The 25,923-nt window shown below is 66.9% G+C and carries 27 protein-coding genes; 15 read left to right on the top strand and 12 right to left on the bottom strand.

Annotated features, from left to right (window positions below):
• The coding region (locus tag A7D27_RS14210; RefSeq protein ID WP_139134099.1) for a pyridoxal-phosphate dependent enzyme at positions 1-667 on the top strand (667 nt) is incomplete at its 5' end.
• A 48-nt stretch (positions 668-715) separates the two neighbouring features.
• Here the strand turns inward: A7D27_RS14210 and gap are convergent.
• Entirely contained in the window at positions 716-1,735 is a 1,020-nt protein-coding gene (gene gap, locus A7D27_RS14205; protein ID WP_069562405.1) for a type I glyceraldehyde-3-phosphate dehydrogenase, read from the bottom strand.
• A 106-nt stretch (positions 1,736-1,841) separates the two neighbouring features.
• Positions 1,842-2,510, bottom strand: coding sequence for a COG3650 family protein (locus A7D27_RS14200; protein WP_069565269.1), 669 nt, complete (start codon positions 2,508-2,510; stop codon positions 1,842-1,844).
• A 68-nt stretch (positions 2,511-2,578) separates the two neighbouring features.
• On the opposite strand from A7D27_RS14200, the gene A7D27_RS14195 reads away from it, so the two are divergent.
• Entirely contained in the window at positions 2,579-2,974 is a 396-nt protein-coding gene (locus A7D27_RS14195; protein WP_069562407.1) for a DUF488 domain-containing protein, read from the top strand.
• A 4-nt stretch (positions 2,975-2,978) separates the two neighbouring features.
• Here A7D27_RS14195 and A7D27_RS14190 read toward each other — a convergent pair whose 3' ends face one another.
• Positions 2,979-3,578: a short chain dehydrogenase gene (locus A7D27_RS14190; protein WP_069565268.1), complete on the bottom strand. Its 600-nt coding sequence runs from the start codon at positions 3,576-3,578 to the stop codon at positions 2,979-2,981.
• Positions 3,579-3,692: 114 nt separating this feature from the next.
• Between A7D27_RS14190 and A7D27_RS14185 the strand changes: the two genes are divergently transcribed.
• Entirely contained in the window at positions 3,693-4,613 is a 921-nt protein-coding gene (locus A7D27_RS14185; protein ID WP_069565267.1) for a LysR family transcriptional regulator, read from the top strand.
• Positions 4,614-5,312: 699 nt separating this feature from the next.
• Here A7D27_RS14185 and A7D27_RS14180 read toward each other — a convergent pair.
• The 5 genes from A7D27_RS14180 to A7D27_RS14160 form a co-directional block, all read right to left on the bottom strand.
• Complete coding sequence (locus A7D27_RS14180) at positions 5,313-6,014, bottom strand: ABC transporter ATP-binding protein (protein ID WP_044413400.1); 702 nt, start codon at positions 6,012-6,014, stop codon at positions 5,313-5,315.
• Positions 6,015-6,017: 3 nt separating this feature from the next.
• On the bottom strand, positions 6,018-6,785 hold the full coding sequence (livG, locus tag A7D27_RS14175) for a high-affinity branched-chain amino acid ABC transporter ATP-binding protein LivG (protein ID WP_069562410.1): 768 nt from the start codon (positions 6,783-6,785) through the stop codon (positions 6,018-6,020).
• Entirely contained in the window at positions 6,785-8,044 is a 1,260-nt protein-coding gene (locus A7D27_RS14170; RefSeq protein WP_069562411.1) for a high-affinity branched-chain amino acid ABC transporter permease LivM, read from the bottom strand. Before A7D27_RS14170 ends, livG begins: the two co-directional genes overlap by 1 nt.
• Entirely contained in the window at positions 8,041-8,964 is a 924-nt protein-coding gene (livH, locus tag A7D27_RS14165) for a high-affinity branched-chain amino acid ABC transporter permease LivH (protein ID WP_069562412.1), read from the bottom strand. The genes A7D27_RS14170 and livH overlap by 4 nt, the downstream gene beginning before the upstream one ends.
• Positions 8,965-9,079: 115 nt before the next feature.
• Positions 9,080-10,198, bottom strand: coding sequence for a branched-chain amino acid ABC transporter substrate-binding protein (locus A7D27_RS14160; RefSeq protein WP_069562413.1), 1,119 nt, complete (start codon positions 10,196-10,198; stop codon positions 9,080-9,082).
• 309 nt (positions 10,199-10,507) lie between these two features.
• Here A7D27_RS14160 and A7D27_RS14155 point away from each other — a divergent pair, with 309 nt between their 5' ends.
• From A7D27_RS14155 to A7D27_RS14135, 5 genes are all read left to right on the top strand, one after another.
• Positions 10,508-10,825, top strand: a complete 318-nt coding sequence (locus tag A7D27_RS14155; RefSeq protein WP_069565266.1) for a DUF2288 domain-containing protein — start codon at positions 10,508-10,510, stop codon at positions 10,823-10,825.
• A gap of 68 nt (positions 10,826-10,893) precedes the next feature.
• Complete coding sequence (locus A7D27_RS14150; RefSeq protein ID WP_069562414.1) at positions 10,894-11,262, top strand: DUF5064 family protein; 369 nt, start codon at positions 10,894-10,896, stop codon at positions 11,260-11,262.
• A 149-nt stretch (positions 11,263-11,411) separates the two neighbouring features.
• Positions 11,412-12,296 (top strand): NAD(P)-dependent oxidoreductase, encoded by an 885-nt coding sequence (locus A7D27_RS14145; RefSeq protein WP_044413419.1) that lies wholly within the window; start codon positions 11,412-11,414, stop codon positions 12,294-12,296.
• Entirely contained in the window at positions 12,293-13,072 is a 780-nt protein-coding gene (locus A7D27_RS14140) for a hydroxypyruvate isomerase family protein (protein WP_069565265.1), read from the top strand. The genes A7D27_RS14145 and A7D27_RS14140 overlap by 4 nt, the downstream gene beginning before the upstream one ends.
• 250 nt (positions 13,073-13,322) lie before the next feature.
• Positions 13,323-14,651 (top strand): MFS transporter, encoded by a 1,329-nt coding sequence (locus A7D27_RS14135; RefSeq protein ID WP_069562417.1) that lies wholly within the window; start codon positions 13,323-13,325, stop codon positions 14,649-14,651.
• A gap of 55 nt (positions 14,652-14,706) precedes the next feature.
• Here A7D27_RS14135 and rapA read toward each other — a convergent pair whose 3' ends face one another.
• The gene (gene rapA / locus A7D27_RS14130; RefSeq protein WP_069562418.1) at positions 14,707-17,556 is read right to left on the bottom strand and encodes an RNA polymerase-associated protein RapA; all 2,850 of its coding nucleotides are present in this window, start codon (positions 17,554-17,556) and stop codon (positions 14,707-14,709) included.
• Positions 17,557-17,711: 155 nt separating this feature from the next.
• On the opposite strand from rapA, the gene A7D27_RS14125 reads away from it, so the two are divergent.
• From A7D27_RS14125 to A7D27_RS28355, 3 genes are read left to right on the top strand one after another with little or no spacing between them, the layout of a single operon-like run.
• On the top strand, positions 17,712-18,008 hold the full coding sequence (locus A7D27_RS14125) for an aspartate-semialdehyde dehydrogenase (RefSeq protein WP_069562436.1): 297 nt from the start codon (positions 17,712-17,714) through the stop codon (positions 18,006-18,008).
• 44 nt (positions 18,009-18,052) lie between these two features.
• Entirely contained in the window at positions 18,053-18,649 is a 597-nt protein-coding gene (locus A7D27_RS14120) for an alpha-ketoglutarate-dependent dioxygenase AlkB (protein ID WP_069562419.1), read from the top strand.
• The gene (locus A7D27_RS28355; RefSeq protein ID WP_164707288.1) at positions 18,646-18,804 is read left to right on the top strand and encodes a hypothetical protein; all 159 of its coding nucleotides are present in this window, start codon (positions 18,646-18,648) and stop codon (positions 18,802-18,804) included. Before A7D27_RS14120 ends, A7D27_RS28355 begins: the two co-directional genes overlap by 4 nt.
• A 135-nt stretch (positions 18,805-18,939) precedes the next feature.
• Here A7D27_RS28355 and ccoM read toward each other — a convergent pair whose 3' ends face one another.
• On the bottom strand, positions 18,940-19,059 hold the full coding sequence (ccoM, locus tag A7D27_RS28950; protein ID WP_277344314.1) for a cytochrome c oxidase subunit CcoM: 120 nt from the start codon (positions 19,057-19,059) through the stop codon (positions 18,940-18,942).
• Positions 19,060-19,331: 272 nt separating this feature from the next.
• Between ccoM and A7D27_RS14115 the strand changes: the two genes are divergently transcribed.
• The 3 genes from A7D27_RS14115 to A7D27_RS14105 are packed head-to-tail and all read left to right on the top strand — an operon-like array spanning position 19,332 to position 22,397.
• Entirely contained in the window at positions 19,332-21,320 is a 1,989-nt protein-coding gene (locus A7D27_RS14115; RefSeq protein WP_069565271.1) for an FUSC family protein, read from the top strand.
• Positions 21,307-21,513 carry a DUF1656 domain-containing protein gene (locus tag A7D27_RS14110; RefSeq protein ID WP_069562420.1) on the top strand — a complete coding sequence of 69 codons (207 nt, stop codon included), beginning with the start codon at positions 21,307-21,309 and terminating at the stop codon, positions 21,511-21,513. The genes A7D27_RS14115 and A7D27_RS14110 overlap by 14 nt, the downstream gene beginning before the upstream one ends.
• 11 nt (positions 21,514-21,524) lie before the next feature.
• Complete coding sequence (locus A7D27_RS14105; protein ID WP_069565264.1) at positions 21,525-22,397, top strand: HlyD family secretion protein; 873 nt, start codon at positions 21,525-21,527, stop codon at positions 22,395-22,397.
• Positions 22,398-22,463: 66 nt separating this feature from the next.
• On the opposite strand, the gene A7D27_RS14100 is transcribed toward A7D27_RS14105, so the two are convergent.
• Together A7D27_RS14100 and A7D27_RS14095 are read right to left on the bottom strand one after the other, a co-directional pair.
• Positions 22,464-22,934, bottom strand: coding sequence for a MaoC family dehydratase (locus A7D27_RS14100; protein WP_044413444.1), 471 nt, complete (start codon positions 22,932-22,934; stop codon positions 22,464-22,466).
• The gene (locus tag A7D27_RS14095; RefSeq protein WP_069562422.1) at positions 22,931-23,887 is read right to left on the bottom strand and encodes an alpha/beta hydrolase; all 957 of its coding nucleotides are present in this window, start codon (positions 23,885-23,887) and stop codon (positions 22,931-22,933) included. Before A7D27_RS14095 ends, A7D27_RS14100 begins: the two co-directional genes overlap by 4 nt.
• A 269-nt stretch (positions 23,888-24,156) precedes the next feature.
• Here A7D27_RS14095 and fadD2 point away from each other — a divergent pair, with 269 nt between their 5' ends.
• Positions 24,157-25,845: a long-chain-fatty-acid--CoA ligase FadD2 gene (gene fadD2, locus A7D27_RS14090; RefSeq protein ID WP_069565263.1), complete on the top strand. Its 1,689-nt coding sequence runs from the start codon at positions 24,157-24,159 to the stop codon at positions 25,843-25,845.
• Positions 25,846-25,923: the final 78 nt, after the last annotated feature.

Below are 25,923 nucleotides of genomic sequence, written 5' to 3'. Positions count from 1 at the left end.
CGGCGGCCACTTCATGGACCAGTTCACCTACGCCGAGCGCGCCACCGACTGGCGGGCGAACAACAACATCGCCGAGTCGATCTTCCAGCAGATGCGCCATGAGCCGCACCCGGAGCCGAGCTGGCTGGTGTCCAGCCCCGGCACGGGCGGCACCCTGGCGACCCTCGGGCGCTATGTGCGCTACCGCCAGCACCCGACCCGGGTGCTGTGCGCCGACGCCGAGCGCTCGGTGTTCTTCGATGCCTACGTGAGTGGCGACCGCAACCTGACCCTGGACTGCGGCTCGCGCATCGAGGGCATTGGCCGGCCTCGGGTCGAGGCGTCCTTCCTGCCCCAGGTGATCGATGCGATGGCCAAGGTGCCGGATGCGCTGTCCCTGGCGGCCATGCACTACCTGGCGCAGCGCCTGGGACGACGGGTCGGCGGGTCCAGCGGGACCAACCTGGTGGGGGCCTTGCGGGTGGCCTCAGACATGGCGGCCAAGGGAGAGCGGGGCTCGGTGGTTGCGATCCTCTGCGACGGCGGCGAGCGCTACGCGACCACCTACTACGACCCGGCCTGGCTGGCGAGCCAGGGGTTCGACCTCGAACCCCTGGTTGCGCAGATCGCCGCCTGCGCCGAGCAGGGCGCGCCCCTGCCGGATTCGCTGGCGGTTGCCGGGCTCTGACAGGCTGTTGAAACGCTCACGGCGCTCGCTGCCGCTGCGCCGTTTGCGCTATTCAACGGCTTGCCGGGCCTCGCCTCCTCGCCAGGCGAGGGCCACATCCAGCATGCGGTGGGCGAAGGCCCACTCGTTGTCGTACCAGGCGAGCACCTTCACCAGTTCGTCCTGCACCCGCGTCTGGGTCAGGTCGGCGACGCAGGACACCGGGTAGCCGTTGAAGTCCACCGACACCAGCGGCAGCTCGTTGCAGCTCATCACCCCCTCCGGCAGGCGGAAGGCGCCTTCGCGCAGTGCGGCGTTGACCGCCTCGCGGGTGGTGGGGCGCTCGGCGATGAAGCTCAGGTCCACCAGCGAGACGTTGGGGGTCGGCACCCTGACCGCCAGGCCGTCGAGGCGCCCGGCCAGCTCCGGCAGCACCAGGCCGATGGCCCGTGCCGCGCCGGTACTGGTGGGGATCATCGAGAGGGCGGCGGCCCGCGCGCGGTAGAGGTCGTCGTGGGTCTTGTCCAGCAGGTTCTGGTCGTTGGTGTAGGCGTGCACCGTGGTCACCAGGCCGCTGCGGATTCCGAACGCCTGGTGCAGCACCTGGGCCAGGGGCGCCAGGCAGTTGGTGGTGCAGGAGGCGTTGGAGACGATGCGCTGGTCGCCCAACTGGTCGTGGTTGACGCCGTACACCACCGTCAGGTCGGCGCTGTCCAGCGGGTGGGAGAGCAGCACGTGGGAGGCCCCGGCGGCAAGGTGCCGTTCCACCTGTTCGCGCTTCTTCATCCGCCCCGAGCATTCCAGCACCAGGTCCACCCCCAGGTCCGCCCAGGGCAGGTTGCCGGGGTCCGGCTCGGCCAGCAGGCGTATCGCCTGGTCGCCGACGTGCAGGTGGTCCTGGCGCAGTTCGAGGGTGCCGGCAAAGCGGCCGAAGGTGGAGTCGAAGCGGGTGAGGTGGGCGAGGGTGGCGAAATCGCCGAGGTCGTTGATGGCTTCGATCCGCACCTGCTGGTCGAGGCCTCGTTCGAACACGGCGCGGACAATGGCCCGGCCGATGCGTCCATACCCGTTCAATGCGATGCGCAGCATGACGTTCTCCTTCTTGGTGTCCTGTCTGCAAGCTTAGGAGGTCATCGGCGAACGGGGGCCGCTCCGGCCCTGGGAACGGGCCGAGGCGGGGGAGGGAAACAACGGTTCAGTCGTTGCGGGCGCCGCCGAAGGCCGCACAGCCGCGCAGGGTCTTGCCGTCCAGGCGCAGTTCGGCGGAGAGGTGCTGGACGGCACCGCTCATGCTGTCGACGCAGCGTTTCGGGGCGACCCACAGCTCCACCCGGCGGCCGTTGGCTTCGCTGGTGAGGTTGAAGCGGCCGTCGGGTAGTTGTTCTTCCATGTAGGGGATGGCCAGCGGCGGCTGCTCGGGCTCTTCCAGCACCAGGCCGGCGTTGCTGACGTTGACGCTCCAGGACGGCTCGTTGCCGCTGGCACGCAGCAGCAGGCGGCGGAAGTTCGGGTCGTCGCAGCCATGGCCCTCGCGCTGCAAGCGGTACAGGCGGCGCACGTCCAACTGGCCATCGGCACCGGCCTTGCTCGCACCCAACTGGCCGCCGAGATCGGCGAACAGCGGGCCCGGCCCGTCATCCAGGAGGGTGGCGGCTTCCTGCAGGATGCCGGTGGCGCCCACGTCGGCAATCACGAAGCGTCGCTGCTCCTGGCAGGGGCGGAACACCAGGCGTCCACCGCTGGCTTCCAGTTCGCCCTGCATCCGCTGCTGCGGGAGTTGCGGCGCCTTCTCCGGCCCGGTGAAAACCTGGCAGCCGGCGAACAGGGGGATCAGACTGAACAGCAGGGGACGAACGATGCGCATGGGGGGCCTCCTTGGGAAGCGGCCACGTTACCGGGGCGCCTCGGCGAGCTCAAGGGCGAGGAGGATGGATGATCCAGTGCAAGCGGGTTTATGAACCCTGGGATGAACGCGATGGCCAGCGGGTGCTGGTGGACCGCCTGTGGCCGCGCGGTTGCCGCAAGGAGGCGTTGGGGTTGGCGCTCTGGCTGAAGGCGGTGGCGCCTTCAGATGCGTTGCGCCGCGACTTCTGCCACGACCCCGAGCGCTTCGATGAGTTTCGCCTGCGTTACCGGGGCGAGCTGGCGGCGCACCCGGAGCATTGGCAGGGGCTGCGGCAGATGGCGCGGGAGGGCACGCTGACCCTGCTCTACGCGGCCCGCGACGAGCAGGCCAACAACGCCCGGGTGCTGGCCGAGTTCCTTGAAGAGGAGCTGGACCGCGAGGGGCCGCCCAGTTCCCCGGCGTGCTACGCCGGGGAGGTGTAGCGGCTTACCAGACGCGGTACACCTGGCCGGTCTGGCCGCCTTCGGCGCTCTTGGCATAAGCCAGGGCTGCCACGGCTGCCGGCACGGCCTTGAAGCCGCGGAAGAACGGGCCGTAGGACGGCAGGGCCTCTTCGATCACCGTGGGGCTGACGCTGTTGATGCGCAGGCCGCGCGGCAACTCGATGGCAGCGCTCTTGACGAAGCTGTCGAGGGCACCGTTGACCATGCTGGCGGAGGCGCCGGCGCGGATCGGGTCGTCGCTCAGCCCCCCGGAAGTGAGGGTGAAGGAGCCGCCGTCGTTGATGAACTCCCGGCCGATCAGCACCAGGTTCACCTGGCCCATCAGCTTGTCTGCCAGACCCTTGGCGAATTCCGCTTCGCCCATTTCGGCCAGGGCGCCGAAGTGCACCTTGCCGGTGGCGCTGATCAGCGCATCGAAGCGCCCGGTCTGCTCGAACAGGCGGCGGATCGAGGCGGCATCGCGGATGTCCACCTGGAAATCGCCGCTGCTGTGGCCGACGCGGACGATCTCGTGGCGCTCCCTGAGCTCGTTGTCGATGGCTTGGCCGATGGTGCCGCTGGCGCCGATGAGAAGGATCTTCATGGAGGGGATTCCTGTGGCTGAGGGATGACGGAATCCAGTGTAGAGTCGCTTTTGTTTCCGATAATTAGGGTAATCGGAAACCTTGGGTTTTCATTTGGAAACAGTGAGGGGCGCGTGAGCGAACTCGACGACCTGGCGGCCTTTGCCGTCTTGCTGGAGGCGGGCAGCTTTACCCGCGCAGCCGAACGGCTGGGGTGCAGCAAGGGGCGGTTGTCCAAGCGCATCCGTCATCTGGAGGAGGGGCTGGGTACGACATTGTTGCACCGCACCACCCGGCGCCTGGACCTGACGGCGGCTGGCGCCGCGCTGTTGCCCCAGGCCCGCGCCCTGGTGGCCCAGGCGGAAGCGGCGCGGCAGGCGGTGAAGCGCCTGCAGGAGGAGGTGGCCGGTCGGGTGCGGATCAGCGTGCCGGTGTCCCTCGGAGAGACCTTCTTCGATGCGCTGCTGCTGGACTTCACCCGCCAGTACCCGGCGGTGCGGGTGGAGCTGGACCTGAGCAATGCCTACCGCGACCTGATTGCCGAGGGCTTCGACCTGGGCGTGCGCAGCGGCCCGCACCAGGACGAACGCCTGGTGGCCCGGCCGCTGTTCTCCCTGGAGGAGATCACCTGCGCCGCACCGGCCTACCTGGCCCGCCACGGCGAGCCCCGTACCCCGGCGGAGCTGGTCGGTCACCAGTGCCTGCTGAACACCCATTACGCCGGCTACGAGGAGTGGCTCTACCACCGCCAGCACCAACTGGAGCGGGTGCAGGTGGCGGGCAACCTCGCCAGCAACCACTACAGCCTGTTGAAGAAGGCCGCCCTGGCCGGCGCGGGCATCGCCCGGCTGCCCTCCTACATGCTGCACGACGAATTGGCGGAAGGCCGCCTGGTGTGGCTGCTGCGTGGGTACCGCACGCGACAGTCGCCGGTGTTCCTCGTGCACCCCTACCAGAGCGGCCTGCCGCGGCGCACCCAGGTGCTGGTGGACTACCTGCTGGACTGGTTCGAGCGCAGCCGTCAGGCCCTCGACCGGCTGGAACTCGGGGTTTAGGACGGAGTCGATGCCGTGGTTGCAGGCTCGGTGGCAGCGGTTTCAACCGCGAAAGCGCCGCGCCGGAGTTGATCGCGAACGAGTTCGCTACCCGACACCACCGCCCATCCCCGGACTGAAGTCCGGGCTACCGAGCGTTTGCGGACCCGCCAGCCGTTTACTGGCACCCGTAGCCTGGGCTTCAGCCCAGGGAGCGGAGGTTGGGCGTTCCCCGGACTGAAGTCCGGGCTACCCAGTGCTCGAACCCGCAGTCGATTACCGGCACCCGTAGCCTGGGCTTCAGCCCAGGAGGCGGAGGTTGGGCGTCCCTCGGACTGAAGTCCTGGCTACAGGTGGCCGACCCTGTGGGAGCGGCTTCAGCCGCGATGCTCTTGCTTCACCTCGTTCGCGAATGAATTTGCTTGTATGTCCTAGGGTGAGACCTGTCGGGGGCGGAGGGACTGAATTCGCTTCTCCCACAGAGGGACATGGTGCCCCGGTGCGATGCGCTTCGTGCCTCAGCGCATCCTACGAGCCGATGTCACCCGTAGGATGGGCTGAGCTGTGCGAAGCCCATCGTGTTCAGGCGATTACCGGCTAGACGCCGCAGGGTGGACCACGCTTCATCGGTCCACCGTGATGCGTCCAGCCAGGCTCCGGGGCGCTGGCGATGCAAACGAAAACGGCCCCTTCCGGGGCCGTTGTCGTGTCGCAGCGGGATCAGCCGCCCAGGTAGGCGTCGCGCACCTTGGGGTCGGTCAGCAGGGCTTCACCGGTGCCCTGCATGACGATCCGTCCGTTCTCCAGCACGTAGCCGCGATCCGCCAGCTTGAGCGCCTGGTTGGCGTTCTGCTCGACGAGGAACACGGTCACGCCATCACGGCGCAGCTGTTCGATGATGTCGAAGATCTGCTGGATGATGATCGGTGCCAGGCCCAGGGACGGCTCGTCCAGCAGCAAGAGCTGGGGCTTGCTCATCAGCGCGCGGCCGATGGCGAGCATCTGCTGTTCGCCGCCGGACATGGTGCCGGCGCGCTGGGCATAGCGTTCCTTGAGGCGCGGGAACAGGTGCAGGATCTTGTCCAACTGCTCCTGGTAGTCACCCTTGGGCGTGAAGAAACCGCCCATGGCCAGGTTCTCCTCGACGGTCAGGCGGGCGAACACACGGCGGCCTTCCGGCACCACCGCGATGCTCTTGCGCATGATGTCGCTGGACTCCTGGCCCACCAGCTCCTCGCCCAGGTAGCGGATGCTGCCGCTGGCCGCGCGCGGCGAACCGCAGAGAGTCATCAGCAGGGTGGACTTGCCGGCACCGTTGGCGCCGATCAGGGTGACGATCTCGCCACGGCTGACTTCCATGCTGACGTCGTGCAACGCCTGGACCTTGCCGTAGAAGGTGGAAACCTTGTCGAAACTCAGCATGGCTCAGGCCTCCCCCAGATAGGCTTTGATCACATCCGGGTTGCTGCGGATCTGCTCCGGCGTACCGTCGGCCAGGGGGGTGCCCTGGTTGATCACGTAGATATGGTCGGAAATGCTCATGACCAGATGCATGTCGTGCTCGATCAGCAGCACGGTGACGTTGTACTCGTTGCGCAGCAGGGCGATCAGGGCCTTGAGGTCCTCGGTCTCGCGCGGGTTCAGGCCGGCGGCGGGCTCGTCGAGCATGAGGACGCGCGGGCGCGTCATCATGCAGCGGGCGATCTCCAGCCGGCGCTGCTGGCCGTAGGCGAGGGTGCCGGCGGGGCGGTTGGCGACGTCGGTGAGGTTGACCTGCTCCAGCCAGTGCGCGGCGTAGTCCATGGCCTCGCGCTCGCTCTTGCGAAAGCCCGGGGTCTTGAACAGGCCGGCGAGGAAATTGGTGTTGAGATGACGATGCTGGGCGACCAGCAGGTTCTCGACAGCGGTCATTTCCTTGAACAGGCGGACGTTCTGGAAGGTACGCACCACGCCCTTGCGGGCGATCTTGTGGCCCGGCAGGCCTTCGATCTGCTCACCGTCGAGGCGGATGCTGCCGCCAGTGGGCTGGTAGAAGCCGGTCAGGCAGTTGAACACGGTGGTCTTGCCGGCGCCGTTGGGGCCGATCATCGAGACCACCTGCTTTTCTTGAACGGACAGTGCCACGCCATTGACGGCCAGGAGGCCGCCGAAACGCATGGAAAGGCCGCTTACTTCCAGGATCGGGCGGCTCATCACTTCAGCTCCAGGTGTGGGCGTTGCATGGGCAACAGGCCCTGCGGACGCCAGATCATCATCAGCACCATCAGGGCGCCGAACATCAACATGCGGTACTCGTTGAATTCACGGGCGAGTTCCGGCAGCAGGATCATCACCACCGCTGCGAGGATGATCCCCAGCTGCGAGCCCATGCCGCCGAGCACGACGATGGCGAGGATGATCGCCGACTCGATGAAGGTGAAGGATTCAGGGGTCACCAGGCCCTGGCGGGCGGCGAAGAAGCTGCCGGCGAAACCGGCGAAGCAGGCGCCCAGGGTAAAGGCCGAGAGTTTGATCACGGTGGGGTTCATCCCCAGCGCGCGGCAGGCGATCTCGTCTTCGCGCAGCGCTTCCCAGGCGCGACCGATGGGCATGCGCAACAGGCGGTTGATCACGAACAGGGTCAGCAGCACCAGCAGCAAGGCGATCAGGTAGAGGAACACCACCTTGTTCACCGAGTTGTAGGCGATGCCGAAGTATTCGTGGAAGGTCTGCATGCCCTCGGCCGCGCGACGCTCGAAGGTGAGGCCGAACAGGCTCGGCTTCTCGATGTTGCTGATGCCGTTGGGGCCGCCGGTGATCTCGGTGAGGTTGCGCAGCAGGATGCGGATGATCTCGCCGAAGCCGAGGGTCACGATGGCCAGGTAGTCACCGCGCAGGCGCAGCACCGGGAAGCCCAGCAGGAAGCCGAACAGCGCAGCCATCATGCCGGCGATCGGCAGGCACACCCAGAAGCCCAGGCCGTAGTAGTGCGACAGCAGCGCATAACTGTAGGCGCCCACGGCGTAGAAGCCGACGTAGCCCAGGTCGAGCAGGCCGGCCAGGCCGACCACGATGTTCAGGCCGAGGCCGAGCATCACGTAGATCAGGATCAGCGTGGCGATGTCCACCGCACCGCGCGAGCCGAAGAACGGCCAGGCGAGGGCGACCACGATCAGGCCGAGGATGATCCAGCGCTGGGTGGAGGGCAGGGTGAGGAAGTTGCTCGCCTTGGTGGAAAGCTTCGGCAGCTTCGGTGCGTTGTCCCAGACACCCATCAGGCGGGTGCGGAACAGTTGCCAGAAGAACATGGCGATGGCGCAACCGGCGATGGTCCAGAGCACGGCGGGGCTTGCGCCCTGCACCTGCAGGCTGATGCCGACGGTGGTGAGCTTCAGGCCCAGGACCGGGTAGGCGACCGCGATGACCAGCAGGGCGCTGAAGAAGGCGGTCTTGAGGTTCTTGGCGGTGTTCATACCTTCTCCACCTCCGGGCGACCCAGGATGCCGGTGGGGCGGAACAGGAGGACCAGGACCAGCAGGCTGAAGGACACCACATCCTTGTACTGGTCACCGAACAGGTCGGCGCCGAAGGCTTCGGCCACGCCAAGCACCAGGCCGCCAAGCATGGCACCGGGGATGCTGCCGATGCCGCCGAGTACCGCAGCGGTGAAGGCCTTGATGCCGGCAAGGAAGCCCAGGTGCGGGTTGATCACGCCGTACTGCATCCCCAGCAGCACCGCGGCGATGGCGGCCAGGGTGGCGCCGATGACGAAGGTGAGGGCGATGATGTTGTTGGTGTTGATCCCCAGCAGGTTGGCCATCCTGATGTCCTCGGCACAGGCGCGGCAGGCGCGGCCCAGACGGGAACGGGAGATGAACTGGGTGAGGCCGAACATGACCAGGAAGGTGACGACGAAGATCAGCACCTGCATGTACGAGATGGTGACCCCGTTCATGGTGCTTTCGCCGAACACGAAGTTGCCCGGCAGCAGGTTCGGAATCGCCTTGTCCTTGGAGTCCTGGGCGAGCAGGACTTCGTTCTGCAGGAAGATCGACATGCCGATGGCGGAGATCAGCGGGATCAGGCGGTTGCTGCCGCGCAGCGGCCGGTAGGCGACCCGTTCGATGCTGTAGCCGTAAGCGCTGGCGACGATGATGCTGGCGCTGAAGGCCGCCACCATCAGGAGAGGCAGGCTGTCGAGACCGAGCATGGTGAGCCCGGCGATGGCGATGAAGGCTACGTACGAGCCGATCATGTAAACCTCGCCGTGGGCGAAGTTGATCATGCCGATGATGCCGTAGACCATGGTGTAGCCGATGGCGATCAGGGCATAGGTGCTGCCAACGGTCAGGCCGTTAACCAGCTGTTGCAGGTAGTGATAGAGATCAGGCATTCCCCAACTCCTCGGGCATCACGTAAAGCGGCGCTTGTGGCGCAGCGGAGCCCGTAAAACTCGGATAAACAAAGCCCACTGCTCTCGCAGTGGGCTCTGGGCTAAGGCGGGAAGCTTATTTGGCTTCGGTCTTGGTGCCGTCCTTGTGCCACTCGTACACCACGAAGCTGAAGTCCTTCAGATCGCCCTTCTTGTCGAAGGAGAGGGTGCCGGTCGGGGTTTCGAAAGAGTTGGAGCGCAGGGCTTCAGCCACCTTGGCGGTGTCGTCGCCAGCCTTCTTGATGCCTTCGGCAATGACTTGCACGGCGGCGTAGGCCGGGAACACGAACGGACCGGTGGGGTCTTCGTTCTTGGCCTTGAAGGCTTCTACCAGGGCCTGGTTCTTCGGATCCTGGTCGAAGGACTTCGGCAGGGTCACCAGCATGCCTTCGGAAGCCGGGCCGGCGATGGCGGAGATTTCCTTGTTGCCGACGCCTTCCGGCCCCATGAAGCGGGCGCTCAGGCCTTTCTCGGAAGCCTGGCGCAGTAGCAGGCCCAGCTCGGGGTGGTAGCCGCCGTAGTAGACGAAGTCGACGTTGGCCTGCTTCAGCTTGGCGATCAGGGCGGAGAAGTCCTTGTCGCCGGCGTTGATGCCTTCGAACAGGACGACCTTGCCGCCCTTGGCTTCCAGGGTCTGCTTCACGGCCGTGGCGATGCCTTCGCCGTACTGCTGCTTGTCGTGGATGACGGCGACGTTCTTCGGCTTGATGTGGTCAGCGATGAAGTTGCCGGCGGTCGGGCCTTGCAGGCTGTCCAGGCCGATGGTGCGGAACACCAGTTGGTAGCCACGGGCAGTGATCTCGGGGCTGGTGGAGGCCGCGGTGATCATCAGGATGCCTTCGTCCTCGTAGATGTCGGACGCGGGCTGGGTGGAGCTGGAGCACAGGTGGCCAACGACGTACTTCACACCATCGTTGACGATCTTGTTGGCTACGGCGACGGCTTGCTTCGGATCGCACGCGTCGTCGTAGACCACGCCTTCGAGTTGAGCGCCGTTCACCCCGCCGGCCTTGTTGATCTGCTCGATCGCCATCTTGGCGCCGATGAACTGCATTTCACCGTACTGGGCGACCGCACCGGTCACCGGGCCAGCCAGGGCGATCTTGATGGTGTCGGCCGCTACGGAGTAGCTGGCGGCACCGGCGAGGGCCATGGCGGCGAACAGTTTGGAAAGCTGCTTGGTAGCCTTGTTCATAGTGCTCCACTCGTATGTTTATCGTTGTTGTTGTCCTGGTTGCCTGGAAGCAGAGGACAGGGTCCTTTTTGTCACCCCGCCGAGTCCTCCGGCAACTGTACCGGTACAGTGTAGAGTGCCGATTTGCGGCTTGAAAAGCCGACAGAAGGGGGCGGAATGTTCCTATGTCGCCTAATCGCAACAAACGTATAGAAATACGGCGTGCCCTGAAAGACGCAGGAAGCGTCTGGCTGGACTTGTGAACAAGACGGCAGGCGTTGGTTATCATTGCCCGCCCTGCAACCGTTACTTTCCCACTCAGAGCAAGCCATGAACGAATCCTCAAGCACCCTCTATGCCAAGCTGCTTGGCGAAACCGCCGCCATCACCTGGGAGGAGTTGCAGCCCTTCTTCGCCCGTGGGCAACTGCTCTGGGTCGAGGGCCAGGAGGACCTGGTCGGCGTTGCCCTGGCGGTGGCCGAAGACGACAAGCCCCAGGTTGCGGCGCTGCTGCAGGCCGGCAAGCTGGAGCGCGTGGAAGAGGCGCGGGCACGTGACCTGCTGGAGCGTGATCCCACCCTCTGGGCCGTGGTGGTGGCGCCCTGGGTACTGGTGCAGGAACGCCTGGAGGTACCAGCCCGCCACTGACGCTGCGGCCAGGCGAAAAAGGCCGTCTAGACTCTCCCCACCCTGTTCGTCACTCAAGGAGCTTCGCCATGTTCGAACCCGGTCACCTGCACCGTGCCAGCATTCCCGGGCTGCCCAACCAGCCGGAGTTCTCCATCGACCTCTACTACGAGGTCCGGCGTGATGCGGAGGAAGGCACCATGCTGCACTTCCGCATGGTGGGTGTGATCAATGGCGTTAGCTTCGAGGAAACCTTCGAGCTGCACCGGGACACGGCCTTCAACTTCGCCAGCGTCGCCACCCGCATTGCCAACAAGCACGGGCTGCATACGAGCGTCGGACCGATCGTGCACAACCATCAGGAGTTCGATGCGATGTTCGAGGACATCCGTCAGAAGCTGGGGGCGGAACCGGGTGAGCCGGTGGATCTTGACCATCTGCAGAAGGACGGTCTCTGACCCGGATCGGTGCGCACTCCTGGTGCGTACCGTTACCTTTCGCACCCTTTGGGTGCATTTTTCCTGCTGGGTGACACACCGATTTCCGGGGCGGTGCACGGCCTGGGCAGCCGGTTAAGATAGGCGCTTCCGTCCGACTGGAGCTCAGCATGTCGCTACCCCGCATCGCCTTCGCCGGCATCGGCCTCATGGGCCTGCCGATGACCCGCCGCCTGCTGGCCGCCGGCTTCCCCCTCACGGTCTGGAACCGGACTCCCGACAAATGCACCCCCCTGCTGGAACTCGGTGCACGCCGTGCCGAGACCCCGGCCGAGCTGTGTGCCGAGGCCGACATCCTCATGCTCTGCCTGGCCGACACGGCCGTGGTGCGTGAGGTGGTGTTCGGGCCGGGCGGCGTGGTGGAAGGCGCCCGGGCCGGGCAGGTGCTGGTGGACTTCTCCAGCCTCGAACCGGCGGCGACCCGCGAGATGGCCGCCGAACTGGAGCGACGCACCGGCGTGCACTGGATCGATGCACCGGTTTCCGGTGGCACCCCGGGTGCCGAGGCCGGCACCCTGGCGATCATGGCCGGCGGTCGCGAGGAGGATGTGGAACGGGTGCGCCCCGTGCTCGCGCACCTGGGGCAGCGCCTGACGCGCATGGGTGAGGTCGGTGCCGGCCAGGTGACCAAGGTCTGCAACCAGATGATCGTCGCCTGCAATGCCCTGGTGATTGCCGAGGTGGTGGCCCTGGCGGAAAAGGCCGGGGTCGATGCCAGCCTGCTGGCGCCGGCACTGGCCGGCGGCTTCGCCGACTCGCGGCCCCTGCAGATCCTGGCGCCGCAGATGGCTGAAAGTTGCTTCGAGCCGGTCAAATGGCATGTCCGTACCTTGCTCAAGGACCTGGACACCGCCACCCGCCTGTCCCGCGAGGAGGGCAGCGCCACGCCCATGAGCGGGCTCGCCGCGCAGCTCATGCGCCTGCATGGCAGCCAGGGCAACCTGGAGCGTGACCCCGCGACCCTGATCGAACTCTACCGAGAGGAGCATCCATGAAGGTTTCCGCCAACCTGTCGCTGCTGTTCACCGAGTTGCCCCTGATCGAGCGCATCGGCGCCGCTGCCGAAGCGGGCTTCGAGGGCGTGGAGATCCAGTTCCCCTATGAGCTGCCCGCCGGCGAATTGAAGGCCGCTCTGGACCAGGCCGGCCTGCCGCTGGTGCTCATCAACCTGCCTGCTGGCGACCTGATGCAGGGCGGCGCCGGGCTGGCCGCCGTGCCGGCCCAGCAGGATGCCTTCGACGCCGCTCTGCGCCATGCCTACACCTACGCTGCGCTGGTGCAGCCGCAGTGCATCAACGTACTGCCCGGGCGCCTGGCCAATGGCGTGTCGCGTCCCGAGGCGCTGGCCACGCTGGTGGCCAACCTGCGCAAGGCCGCCGATACCTTCCACCCGCTGGGCATCCAGGTGCTGGCCGAGGCGATCAACCCGTTCGACATGCCGGGCTTCCTCATCAACACCCCCGAGCAGTTGCTGGACCTGGTTCGCTCGGTGGAAAGCCCCAACTTTGCCGCCCAGCTCGACCTCTATCACCTGGCCCGCCAGCAACTGGACCCGGTGGCGGCGATCCGCCTGCTGGGCAACGCCATCGGTCACGTGCAGTTCGCCGACCACCCCGGGCGCGGCGCCCCCGGTAGCGGTGAGCTGGATTTCGCCCCGGCCCTCGCCGCTCTGGCCGAGGTGAGTTACGCCGGCTGGCTGGGCGCCGAGTATCGCCCCGGCGGGCCGACCCGCGACGGCCTTGCCTGGTTGCCGCGCTTCAAGGCGGCGTGACCCTATGGGCCGGCCTCAGCGAAGCGGCGGGCCGGCCTCTCGCCCCATTCCTCCAGCATCGGACGCAGGTCCGCCAGCCATCGGGGGCGGTAGCCCTGGATGAACTCGCAACCTCCTGGTCGGGGAGGGCGCCATCGTTTGCCATAACCAGCGCGAATGTTCGCAGACAGCCGGAAGGCGAGCCTCTAGATTCGCCCTTACAAGCCTGGCAGGCGGTCTGTCGGGTCACCAACAACAAAGAGACCGACCCATGCAGCCTTCCCCGCAAGCGGCCAATGCCTGGCGCGTGCTGTTCCTGTTGTTCCTGGCCAATCTGTTCAACTTCTTCGATCGCACCATCCCGGCGATCATCATCGAACCGGTGCGCCACGAGTGGAGCCTGAGTGACTTCCAGTTGGGGCTGATCGGCACCGCCTTTACCCTGGTCTACGCCGTGGCCGGCCTGCCGCTGGGGCGTATGGCCGACACCGGCTCGCGGAAGAAGATCATGGGCTGGGGCCTGGCGGTGTGGAGCGGGCTGACGGCGGTGAACGCCCTGGCGTGGAATTTCTGGAGCTTCCTGCTGATCCGCATGGGCGTGGGCATCGGCGAGGCCAGCTACGCCCCGGCTGCCAACTCGCTGATCGGCGACCTGTTCCCGCCGAACAAGCGCGCCCGCGCCATGGGCCTGTTCATGCTCGGCCTGCCGCTGGGGCTGCTGCTGGCCTTCTTCACCATCGGCGCCATGGTGCAGGCCTTCGACAGTTGGCGGGCGCCCTTCGTCATCGCGGCGATTCCGGGGCTGATCCTCGCGGTGTTCATGTTCTTCATCAAGGAGCCGCAGCGCGGCGCCGCCGACAACCGTACCCAGGACCAGACGCCGCTGGACCGCCCGCTGCGCCGGGTGCTGTCGATCCGCACCTTCTGGTGGCTGACCCTGGCGGGGCTGGCCTTCAACTTCGCCACCTATGCCTGCAACTCGTTCATGGTGCCGATGCTGCAGCGCTACTTCCTGATGTCCCTGCAGGGCGCTGCTGTCGCCACAGGCATCATCGTCGGTCTTACCGGGTTGGTGGGGCTGACTCTGGGCGGCTGGCTGGCGGACAAGGCCCATGAGAAGTCCGAGCGCGGCCGCCTGCTGCTGGCCACCGGCAGCCTGCTGGTGGCGACCCTGGCCACCGGCTTCGCGCTGGTCTCCGGGCGCATCGACGTGGCGGTGTTCGTGGGCGTGTTCAGCATCGGCTGGCTGTTCGCCTACACCTTCTACACCTGCGTCTACACCGCCATCCAGGACGTGGTGGAGCCGCGCCTGCGGGCCACGGCCATGGCGCTGTTCTTCGCCGGTCTCTACCTGCTGGGTGGTGGCCTGGGGCCGGTGGTGGTGGGGCTGTTGTCGGACCACTTCGCCCATGCGGCGATGTACGCGGCCGGTGCCAGCGAGATGACCGAGGCCTTCAAGGCCGTGGGCCTGCACGATGCCATGTACCTGATCCCGGTGGCCCTGGGGCTGACCACCCTGGCGCTGTTCCAGGCGGCGCGCTGCTTCGGGCGGGACGCCCGGCACATGCGCGAGGGGCAGCAGCCGGCGGCACAGGCCTGATACCGCTGCCACGAAAAAGCGCGCCGAGGCGCGCTTTTTCGTGGGCGGGTGGTGCTTAGCCGGCGACCAGTACCCGGATGGACTCCAGACGCAGCGCGGCCTTCTCCATCAGCGCCAGACCCTCTTCGCGCTGGCGGCGCAGGGCCTCGATCTCGCTGTCGCGGACGCTGGGGTTGACCGCCTTGAGCGCTTCCAGGCGTGCCAGTTCTTCTTCCAGTTCGGCCGCGAGGCGCTTGGTGGCCTCGGCCACACGGGCTTCGTGGCGCGGGCGGATCTTGGCCTCGGCGACCTGGATCTGCGCCGCGAGCACGTCGCGCTGGGCCTGGACGAACTTGTTGGCACTGCCGCGCGGCACGCTTTCCAACTGATCGTTGAGGGTGTCGAAGGCCACCTTGGAAGCCAGGTCGTTGCCGTTGGCATCCAGCAGGCAGCGCAGCGCGGCCGGCGGCAGGAAGCGGCTCAACTGCAGGCTGCGCGGCGCCACCACCTCGCTCACGTAGAGCAGCTCCAGCAGCACGGTGCCGGGCTTGAGGGCCTTGTTCTTGATCAGCGCGACGGCGGTGTTGCCCATGGAACCGGACAGCACCAGGTCCATGCCGCCCTGGACCATGGGGTGCTCCCAGGTGAGGAACTGCATGTCCTCGCGGGACAGGGCCTGGTTGCGGTCGTAGGTGATGGTCACGCCTTCGTCGTCGCCCAGGGGGAAGCCGGCGTCGAGCATCTTCTCGCCGGGCTTGAGCACCAGGGCGTTCTCGGAGTGGTCCTCGCTGTCGACGCCGAAGGCGTCGAGCAGGGACTCCATGTAGATCGGCAGGGCGAATTCGTCGTCCTGCTCGAGGATGGCCTCGACCAGCGCGCGGCCTTCGCCGCCGCCATTGGAATTGAGTTCCAGCAGGCGGTCGCGGCCGGAATGCATCTCGCTTTCCAGGCGCTTGCGCTCCGCTTCGGCTTCGCTCAGCAGCGCACCCCAGGTGTCTTCGTCGGCGTCTTCCAGCAGCGGCAGCAGGCGCGGGCCGAACTGGTGCTGCAGGGCGTTGCCGGTGGGGCAGGTGGCGAGGAAGGCGTTCAGCGCGCGGTCGTACCACTGGAACAGGCGCTCCTGGGGGCTGTTCTCCAGGTAGGGCACGTGCAGCTGGATGGTGTGCTTCTGGCCGATGCGGTCGAGGCGGCCGATGCGCTGCTCCAGCAGGTCCGGGTGGGCCGGCAGGTCGAACAGCACCAGGTGGTGGGCGAACTGGAAGTTGCGGCCTTCGGAGCCGATCTCGGAGCAGATCAGCACCTGGGCACCGAATTCCTCGTCGGCGAAATAGGCCGCGGCGCGGTCGCGCTCGAGGATGCTCATGCCTTCGTGGAACACGGTGGCGGGGATGCCGGAGCGCACGCGCAGGGCGTCTTCCAGGTCGAGGGCGGTTTCGGCATGGGCGCAGATCACCAGCACCTTGAACTTCTTCAGCATCTTCAGGGTGTCGATCAGCCACTCGACACGGGGGTCGAAGCGCCACCAGCGTTCGCTCTCGTCGACCTCGCCCTGCTGAGCCTGGAAGCTGACCTCGGGGTACAGGTCCGGGTGGTCGCCCACCGGCAGCTCCATGTACTCGCTGGGGTTGGGCAGCGGGTAGGGGTGCAGCTGGCGCTCGGGGAAGCCCTGGACGGCGGCGCGGGTGTTGCGGAACAGCAGGCGACCGGTGCCGTGGCGGTCCAGCAGTTCGCGCACCAGGCGTGCGGAGGCGTCGCTGTCACCCTCGGCGACGGCGGCCAGCAGGGTCTCGCCTTCGCTGCCGAGGAAGTTGGCGATGGTGGCCCGGGCTTCGGCAGACAGGCGGCCTTCGTCCAGCAGCTCCTGCACCGCTTCGGCGATGGGGCGGTAGTGGGCGCTTTCGGCACGGAACGCTTCCAGGTCATGGAAGCGGTTGCGGTCCAGCAGGCGCAGGCGCGCGAAGTGGCTTTCCTGGCCCAGTTGCTCGGGGGTCGCAGTCAGCAGCAGGACGCCGGGAATGACTTCGGCCAACTGCTCCACCAGGCGGTACTCGTCGCTGGCGTGCTCGGGGTGCCAGACCAGGTGGTGGGCTTCGTCCACTACCAGCAGGTCCCAGCCGGCGGCGAAGGCGGCATCCTGGGCGCGCTCGCTGTCCTTCAGCCATTCCAGGGACACCAGGGCGAGCTGGGTGTCCTCGAAGGGGTTGCTGGCATCGCTCTCGGCGAAACGCTCGGCGTCGAACAGCGCGACCTGCAGGTTGAAGCGGCGGCGCATCTCCACCAGCCACTGGTGCTGGAGGTTTTCCGGTACCAGGATCAGCACCCGGCTGGCGCGACCGGAGAGCAGTTGGCGGTGGATCACCAGGCCGGCCTCGATGGTCTTGCCCAGGCCCACTTCGTCGGCCAGCAGGACGCGGGGCGCGATGCGGTCGGCCACTTCGCGGGCGATGTGCAACTGGTGGGCGATGGGCTGGGCGCGGGCGCCGGACAGGCCCCACAGCGAGGATTGCAGCAGGCGACTCTGGTGCTGCAGGGTGTGGTAGCGCAGGCTGAACCAGTTCAGCGGGTCGATCTGCCCGGCGAACAGACGGTCGCTGGCCAGACGGAACTGGATGAAGTTGGACAGTTGGGTTTCCGGCAGGGTGCGGGCTTCGTTCTGGGCAGTGATGCCGTGGTAGACCAGCAGGCCGTCGACGTCGTCGACCTCCTGCACGGTGAGCTTCCAGCCCTCGAAGTGGGTGATCTCGTCACCCGGGGCGAAGCGCACGCGGGTCAGCGGGGCGTTGCGCAGGGCATATTGGCGCGTTTCGCCGGTCGCCGGATAGAGCACGGTGAGCAGCCGCCCGTCGGATGTCAGGATGGTTCCGAGGCCCAGTTCTGCCTCGCTGTCACTGATCCAGCGTTGCCCCGGTTCGTACTGCTGCGCCATGCGTGTCTCCCGCCATGCAAAAAAGCCGGCTAGTTTAGCGGAACGCGTGGCCAAGAGCGACGGAACTTGCGTTCCCGTTTGCGGTAGATAGTGTAGCGAGGCCGCTAAAGGTGCGGCCTGTGTTGCCGACAGGTTGAATGACAGAGGGTCTGACCATGTTGCCGCCGATCCCCCACAGCCTGGTTCCCGTGACCGCCCAGCAGGACGTGGTCAAACCGCGCCCCGATATTCCTCCCGTGACGCCGGCCCAGGAAAGCCAGCACGAGAGCGAAGTGGGGCTGGACCGCCGTCACCCCCAGGAGGCCGAGGAGATGCTCCGCGAGGAGCAGCGCCGCCGTCAGCGCCGGGGGTATACCCCCGAGCAACTGGCCGAGGGCGAGGTGAAGCCGGCGGACGAGGAGGTGATCGACACCCTCCCGCGGCAGGGGCTCTGGGTGGACGTCGAGGTCTGACCTCGTGACAGAATCTGTGCCCCCTTTGCACAACCGGTCATTCCATGAGCCTGTTCGACGACCTGCCCCTTGAACTGCCGAACGCCTGCCTGCGCCACGAGCGCCAGTGGCTGGCAGTGGAGGAAGCTGACGAGTGGCTGGCCGGGCTGCTGGCGGAAACGCCCTGGGAGCAACCGGTCGTACACTTGCACGGCCAGGAGTACCGGGTGCCTCGGCAGGTGGCCTGGTACGGCGACCCCGAAGCGAGCTACCGCTATTCCGGCCTGGTGCACCGCCCGCTGGCCTGGACGCCCCTGCTGGCGACGATCCGCCAGCGCGTGCAGGCGGAGGTGGGGCAACCATTCAACGGCGTGCTGCTGAACCTCTACCGCGACGGCCAGGACTCCATGGGTTGGCACAGCGACGACGAGCCGGAGCTGGGGCCCGATCCCACCGTGGCCTCGGTGAGCCTCGGCGGCACCCGGCGTTTCGACCTGCGCCGCAAGGGCAGCGGGCGCATCGAGCATTCGCTGGAACTTGCGCACGGTTCGCTGCTGGTCATGAGCGGTCCGACGCAGCATCATTGGCAGCATCAGGTGGCCAAGACCCGAGCCACCTGCCAGCCTCGCCTCAACCTCACCTTCCGCTGGATCCGCCCATGAGCAATGACGACAAGCTGATCGATTTCGGCGCCGAGCGCGACAAGCGCATCCATGACCTGCACGAGAAACGGCTGGTGGACATGCGCCAGGCGTTCGAAAAAGCATTGCCGCTGGGCAAGGCGAAGAAGAACCGCAGCAAACCGAAGAAGCGCTGAACGCCAACCTGAACGGCCAGTCATGGGCTGCGGTCAGAGTGTCGCCCGGTGCCGGGCTATTTTCGACGGACGAAAAAAAGGGCGACCGAAGTCGCCCGAGGTGCCTTGCGTGCCTGTGTACCTGGAGAACTCAACTCACGCGTTCTTGTCGCGCTTGTGAGAGTCCTTCCAGATGAAGTATCCGACGCCACCGAAGAAGGCGAGCATCAGGCCAACAGTGCCGATACCGGCTAGAACCACAACATCGACGAACATAAGGGCCTCCTGCGTCTGGCGTCTTGTTTCGATGGGTCAAAGGTAGACCCGGGCCAGGGTGCCGAAATTGATCTGGATCAATAGCCGCGGGCCCCGCCCCGCAAGGTCTGCGGGGAACTGATCCAGGTCAATTTTCCAGGGGGCCTACGCCGGATGGCGCGATTCAGAGCTGTTCGACAGGGAAGGAGGGGAGATGGTCAGACGAATCCACGGCGGTGCCATGCAGGCTGAAGGCCGCCTATGCTTGCCGCGACTCTTCCAAGGTTTTCGACGTGCGTGAAACCTTGAAGGCCTTCCTCGCCCCCGACCTCCCGGCCCTGCAGTTCGCCATCAAGACACTGCTCGGGGGTGGCCTGGCGCTCTGGTGTGCGCTGCGCTTCGGCCTGGAGCAGCCGCAATGGGCGCTGATGACGGCCTTCATCGTGGCCCAGCCGCTGTCCGGGATGGTGGTGCAGAAGGGCCTGGCGCGGCTGCTCGGCACCCTGGTAGGAACCACCATGGCGGTGGTGATCATGGCGCTGTTCGCCCAGACGCCCTGGCTGTTCCTCTTTGTCCTCGCCGCCTGGCTGGCGCTGTGTACGGCGGCCTCCACCCTGCTGCGCAGTGCCTGGTCATACGCCTTCGTCCTGGCCGGTTACACGGTGGCCATCATCGGCCTGCCGGCCATCGCCCACCCGCTCAACGTCTTCGACCAGGCCGTGGCCCGCTGCACCGAAATCTGCCTCGGCATCCTCTGTGCCACCGCCACCAGCGCGCTGATCTGGCCGCAGCGTGTGGAGCGCCAACTGGTGCGCCAGGCCACCGAGGCCTGGGAGAGCGGCATCCGTGCGGCCCACTCGGCCCTGGACGGCGCGCCCTACGAGCGCCAGGGGCTGCTGGGCGTCCTGGGGCGCCTGGTGGCCGTGGACGCCCAGCGCGAGCACGCCTGGTTCGAGGGCGCTCGCGGACGGCGCCGCGCCGCTGCCTTGCGGGTGCTCAGTCGCGACCTGCTCAGCGTGCTGCGCCTGGCACGCGGGGTGGCGCGCCAGTGGCGGCAACTGTCGAGCGACGAGGCCGAGCGTCTGGCCCCCTGGCTGGATGCCGTGCGACAGGCGCTGGAGTCGCCCGATCCGGCCCGCCTCGAAGCCCTGGGGCAGGGCCTGCTGGAGGCGGCCGAATCCCCCGGGCTGAGCGTGGTGCAGCAATACTGCCTGGGCCGCCTGGCGGTCACCCTCCGCCAGGTGCGGGCCGCCGCCGCAGCGCTGGAGACCGTGGAGCGTGGCGCTTCCAGCGAGGACAGTTCGGCGCCCCTGTCCTGGCACCACGACCTGCCCACGGCCTTGCTCTATGGCTCCCGCAGCGGGCTGGCCTTCCTCGGGCTGGCGACCTTCTGGATGGCCACCGCCTGGACTTTCTCCATCGGCGCGCTGACCCTCACCTGCGTGGTCTGCAGCCTCTTTGCCAGCCGCGAGAACGCCGCGCAGATCGGCCTGATGTTCCTGCGCGGCATCCTTTATGCGCTGCCGGTGGCCTTCTTCATCGGCCAGGTGGTACTGCCCCAGTTCAGCGGCTTCCCGCTGCTCTGCATGGCCCTCGGCGTGCCGCTGTTCTTCGGCACCCTGGGCATGGCACGGCCGGCCCTGAGCGGCACAGCCACTTCGTTCTGCCTGCACTTCATCGTGCTGTGCGCGCCGCAGAACACCATGCACTTCGACGTTGCAGTGTTCCTCAACGAAGCCCTGTCCATCCTGCTGGGGGTCGGTTTCGCCGTGCTGGTGTTCCGCCTCATCGTGCTGACTCACCCCGGCTGGCATGGGCGGCGGCTGCTGCGGGCCACCTTCAGCGACCTGGGCCGGCTCACCCACCGCACCCTGGCGGGGGCGGAGAACTGGTTCGGTGGGCGCATGGCCGACCGCCTGCTGCAACTGGCCCGCCACTACCCGGCGCTGCCCAGCCAGTCCCGCAACCGTTGGGACGATGGCATCACCAGCCTCGACATAGGCGATGAGCTATTGCACCTGCGCCGTTGCCTGGCGGCGGGGGAGCGCTCCCTCGGCGCCTCCGAGGCGCGCTTTCTCTCACGGATCGGGCCATTGCTGGAGCAGGGGCCGGCGCCGGAGCGGGCGGATGCGATGGACGTGCCGTCCGAACAACTGATCCAGGCCCTGCGCGAGGCCGGCAACAGCATCGACCGGCGGCTGGCCCTGGCGGCCTTGCTGCAGTTGCGGCAAAGCTGGCGGCAGTGGTGTGAACAACAGGAGGCGAGCCATGGGCTTGCGTGAATGGTCACTGGGCGGCGTATTGCTCAGCCCGCTGCTGATCTACGCCCTGGCGGCGCTGCTGGTGACCGGCGTACTGCGCCTGGTGCTGCAGCGGCTGGGCCTGGCGCGCTGGATCTGGCACGAGGCGCTGTTCGATACCGCCCTCTATGTCTGTGTGCTGTCGGTGCTGGTCGCCGTCTTCGGGCACTGGTGAAGGAGAAAACCATGGGCTCCACCTTGCGTGTCGTTGTCACCCTGGCGCTGGTCGCCGCCGCCGTTGTGGGGGGCTACAGTCTCTGGCAGCACTACATGCTCGCGCCCTGGACGCGGGACGCGCGCATCCGCGCCGACGTGGTGGTGATAGCACCGGACGTATCCGGCTGGGTGGTGGACCTGAAGGTCCGCGACAACCAGCAGGTGAAGGCCGGCGACCTGCTGATGACCATCGACCGCGACCGCTACGAGGCGGCCCTGGAAAAGGCCCGGGCCGTCGCCGAGACCCGCCAGCAGCAACTGCGCCTGCGTGAGCACGAGGCCTCGCGCCGCGCCAGCCTCGGCCCCCAGGCCATCAGTGCGGAACTGCGGGAGAACGCCCAGATCAACGCCGACATTGCTAGGGGCGAATACCGCCAGGCCCAGGCCGACGTGAAAGTCGCCGAGTTGAACCTGACACGCAGTGAAGTCCGTGCGCCGCGCAGCGGCCAGGTCACCAACCTGCGCCTGGCCCAGGGCAACTACGCCAGCGCCGGGCAGCCGGTGATGGCTTTGGTGGACGACCGGTCCTTCTATGTGCAGGCGTACTTCGAGGAGACCAAGCTGCCCGGCATTCGTGTCGGCGCGCCGGTGGACATCTGGCTGATGAGCGCCGGCCAGCCGCTCAAGGGCACCGTGGAAAGCGTCAGCCGCGGCATCACCGACCGCAACGCCAGCCCGGACGGCCAACTGCTCGCCAACGTCGAACCGACCTTCAACTGGGTGCGCCTGGCCCAGCGCATCCCGGTGCGGATCAGGCTCGACCCGGTGCCGGAGGACATCCAGCTCAGTGCGGGGATGACTGCCAGTGTCACGGTCGGGGATCAGCCGCAGGTGCAGGACTAGCCGAAAGCTCCCCCGGAACGAAAAAGCCCGGCGACTGCCGGGCTTCTTTCATCTGGGCTGCGGTGTTCAGCCGATGGTGATCGGCGGCAGCTCCGGCAGCTCGATGGCGAGCGATTGCTTGGGCGCCAGTACCTCGGCCTCGCCGTCCACCACCTGCTCGGCGTTCTGGTTGAACACGCGGGTGGCGATGCGCACGCGGTTCTTCGGCAGCTTCTCGAGGATCTCCAGTTCCACGGTCAGGCTGTCGCCCAGCTTCACCGGGCGGGTGAACTTCAGTTGCTGGCCCAGGTAGATGGTGCCCGGCCCGGGCAGCTCGCAGGCGATGGCCGCGCTGATCAGGGCGCCGCTGAACATGCCGTGGGCGATGCGCTCCTTGAACAGCGTGCCGGCCGCGTACTCGGCATCCAGGTGCACCGGGTTGCGGTCGCCGGACAGGGCGGCGAACAACTGGATGTCACGCTCCTCCACCTGCTTCGCATAGCTGGCCTTCTGGCCGACTTCCAGGGCGTCGTAGGTGAAGTTGGTTACCTGGCTCATGGCGTCTCCTTGTTCGGTTGGCAGGCCCGACCGTGGGCGAGGGCGTGCCCCAGCCAGTCGAGCAGATGATTCGTCACCTCGTCACGGTTGGTCTCGTTGAACAACTCGTGGCGGGCGTCGGGGTAGATCCTCAGTTGCACGTCGCGCACACCGGCCGAGCGCAGGGCATTGGCCAGGTCCTCCAGGCGCTTGCCGTCGCTGACCGGGTCGCACGCGCCGCCGATCACCAGCAGGGGCAGGTCCGGGTCGATCTGCGCCAGGTGGTCGATGGGCGTGATGTTCTGAAGCCCGCCAAGCAGGTCGAGCCACAACTGGTTGGTGCAGCGGAAGCCGCAGAGGCTGTCGTTGACGTACTTGTCCACCTCGTCCGGGTCGCGGCTGAGCCAGTCGAAGGGCGTGCGGTTGGGCTTGAAGGCCTTGTTGAACGAACCGAAGGAGAGGAACTCGATCAGCGCGCTGCGCCCGTTCGGGCCCTGGCGCCAGCGTTCCAGCCGCGCCACCACGGCGGCCGCGCGGTACAGCCCCACCGGCTGGTAGTTGGAGCCGGAAAGGATGGCGCCCTGCAGGCTGCAGCTGTGGCTCATCAGGTAACCCTGGGCGATGTAGCTGCCCATGCTGTGGCCGAGCAGGATGATCGGCACCTGCGGGTGCTGCTGGCGGATGTGGTGGTTGAGGGCCGCGAGGTCGGCGATCACCTTGTTCCAGCCGTCATGCTCGGCATACAGGCCGAGGATGCCGTGCTGGGCGGTGCGACCGTGGCCGCGCTGGTCGTGGGCGTAGACCTCGATCCCCGCTGCCACCAGCGCCGCTGCCAGCCGCGCGTAGCGGCCGCTGTGTTCGGCCATGCCGTGGGCGATCATCACCACCGCCCGGGGTGGCTCCTCGCCGCTCCAGCGGTTCACGTAGAGCGGGGCAGCATCACTGGCGGTGAGCCAGAAAGCGTCGTGGTGCATGGCCAATCCTTTTGGCGGGGAGTGGAGTGATCGGCGCATTGTGCACGGGGGCCGGGGCGGCGCAAAGGGGCAGCGATGCGTGACTGTTCGGTCCTGCGCAGACCGTTTCGACAGCCTTTGTTCAGCCGCTCAGGCACGGGTTGTTGCGGCGAGATTCACAGGATCAATGAGAGCGCTTCGCGTATTTGCGCTTGCGGGCGGACCTGCTACTTTCCGGGCAGCCCCGCAGCGCGGGCCAGACACACTCAGGGCAAATGAGGACAACAACAATGCAACCTGATTTCTGGAGCGACAAACGCCCTGCCGGCGTACCGGACCAGATCGACCTGGCGGCCTACCGTTCCGTGGTCGAGGTGTTCGAGCGTTCCTGCAAGAAATTCGCCGACCGCCCGGCCTTCCACAACCTGGGCGTGACCCTGACCTACGCCGAGCTGGACCGCCTTTCCGCCGCTTTCGCCGCCTACCTGCAGAAGCACACGGACCTCAAGCCCGGCGACCGCATCGCCGTGCAGATGCCCAACGTCCTGCAGTACCCCATCGCCGTGTTCGGCGCCCTGCGTGCCGGCCTGGTGGTGGTCAACACCAACCCCCTCTACACCGCCCGCGAGATGCGCCATCAGTTCAAGGACGCCGGCGTGCGGGCCCTGGTGTACATCAACCTGTTCGGCAAGCTGGTGCAGGAAGTGCTGCCCGACACCGAGATCGAGCACCTGATCGAAGCCCGCATGGGTGACATGCTGCCCAGCCTCAAGGGCTGGCTGGTCAACACCGTGGTGAAGAAGGTCAAGAAGATGGTGCCGGACTACCACCTGCCCCAGGCCGTGTCCTTCAAGGACGCCCTGCGCCAGGGAAGGGGCCACGCCCTCAAGCCGGTCAGTGTCAGCCTGGACGATCTCGCCGTGCTGCAGTACACCGGTGGCACCACCGGCGTGGCCAAGGGCGCGATGCTCACCCATGGCAACCTGGTGGCCAACATGCAGCAGGTCAACGCCTGCCTCTCGCAGTTGGGGCCGGATGGCCAGCCGCTGATGAAGCAGGGCCAGGAGATCATGATCGCGCCGCTGCCGCTCTACCACATCTATGCCTTCACCGCGAACTGCATGTGCATGATGGTCAACGGCAACCTCAACGTGCTGATCACCAACCCTCGCGACATCCCCGGCTTCGTCAAGGAGCTGAAGAAGTGGCGCTTCTCCGCGCTGCTGGGCCTCAACACCCTGTTCGTCGCGTTGATGGACAACCCCGACTTCAAGGACCTGGACTTCTCCAACCTCAAGGTCACCAACTCCGGCGGCACCGCCTTGGTCAAGGCCACCGCCGAGCGCTGGCAGGCTGTCACCGGCTGCACCGTGGTGGAGGGCTACGGCCTCACCGAAACCTCCCCGGTGGCCAGCGCCAACCCCTACGGTGCCCTGGCCCGCCTGGGCACCGTCGGCATCCCGGTGCCCGGTACCGCCTTCAAGGTGATCGACGACGACGGCAACGAACTGCCCCTGGGCGAGCGCGGCGAGCTGTGCATCCAGGGCCCGCAGGTGATGAAGGGCTACTGGAACCGGCCCGAAGCCACCGCCGAGGTGCTGGACGCCGAGGGTTGGCTGAAGACCGGCGACATTGCCGTGATCGACCCGGATGGCTATGTGCGCATCGTCGACCGCAAGAAGGACCTGATCATCGTCTCCGGCTTCAACGTCTACCCCAACGAGATCGAGGACGTGGTCATGGCTCACCCGAAGGTGGCCAGTTGCGCGGCCATCGGCGTGCCCGACGAGAAGTCCGGCGAGGCGGTGAAGCTGTTCGTCGTCCCCCGCGAGGGCGGCGTTTCCGTCGAGGAGCTGAAGGCCTACTGCAAGGAGAATTTCACCGGCTACAAGGTGCCCAAGCACATCGTCCTCAAGGACGCCCTGCCCATGACGCCCGTTGGCAAGATCCTCCGTCGCGAGCTGCGCGACATCGCCTGATCCACCCCCTTCGGCCCTCGCACCTGTCGCCCGGCAGTGTGCGAGGGTTCACAAACCGCCCTGGAACGCGCTTTCTAC

This window comes from Pseudomonas sp. 1D4, from assembly GCF_001728925.1.
Classification (GTDB): Bacteria; Pseudomonadota; Gammaproteobacteria; order Pseudomonadales; family Pseudomonadaceae; genus Metapseudomonas; species Metapseudomonas otitidis.
Note: the sequence above shows the minus strand (reverse complement) of the source record. Positions and strands in the feature narration are given on the sequence as shown.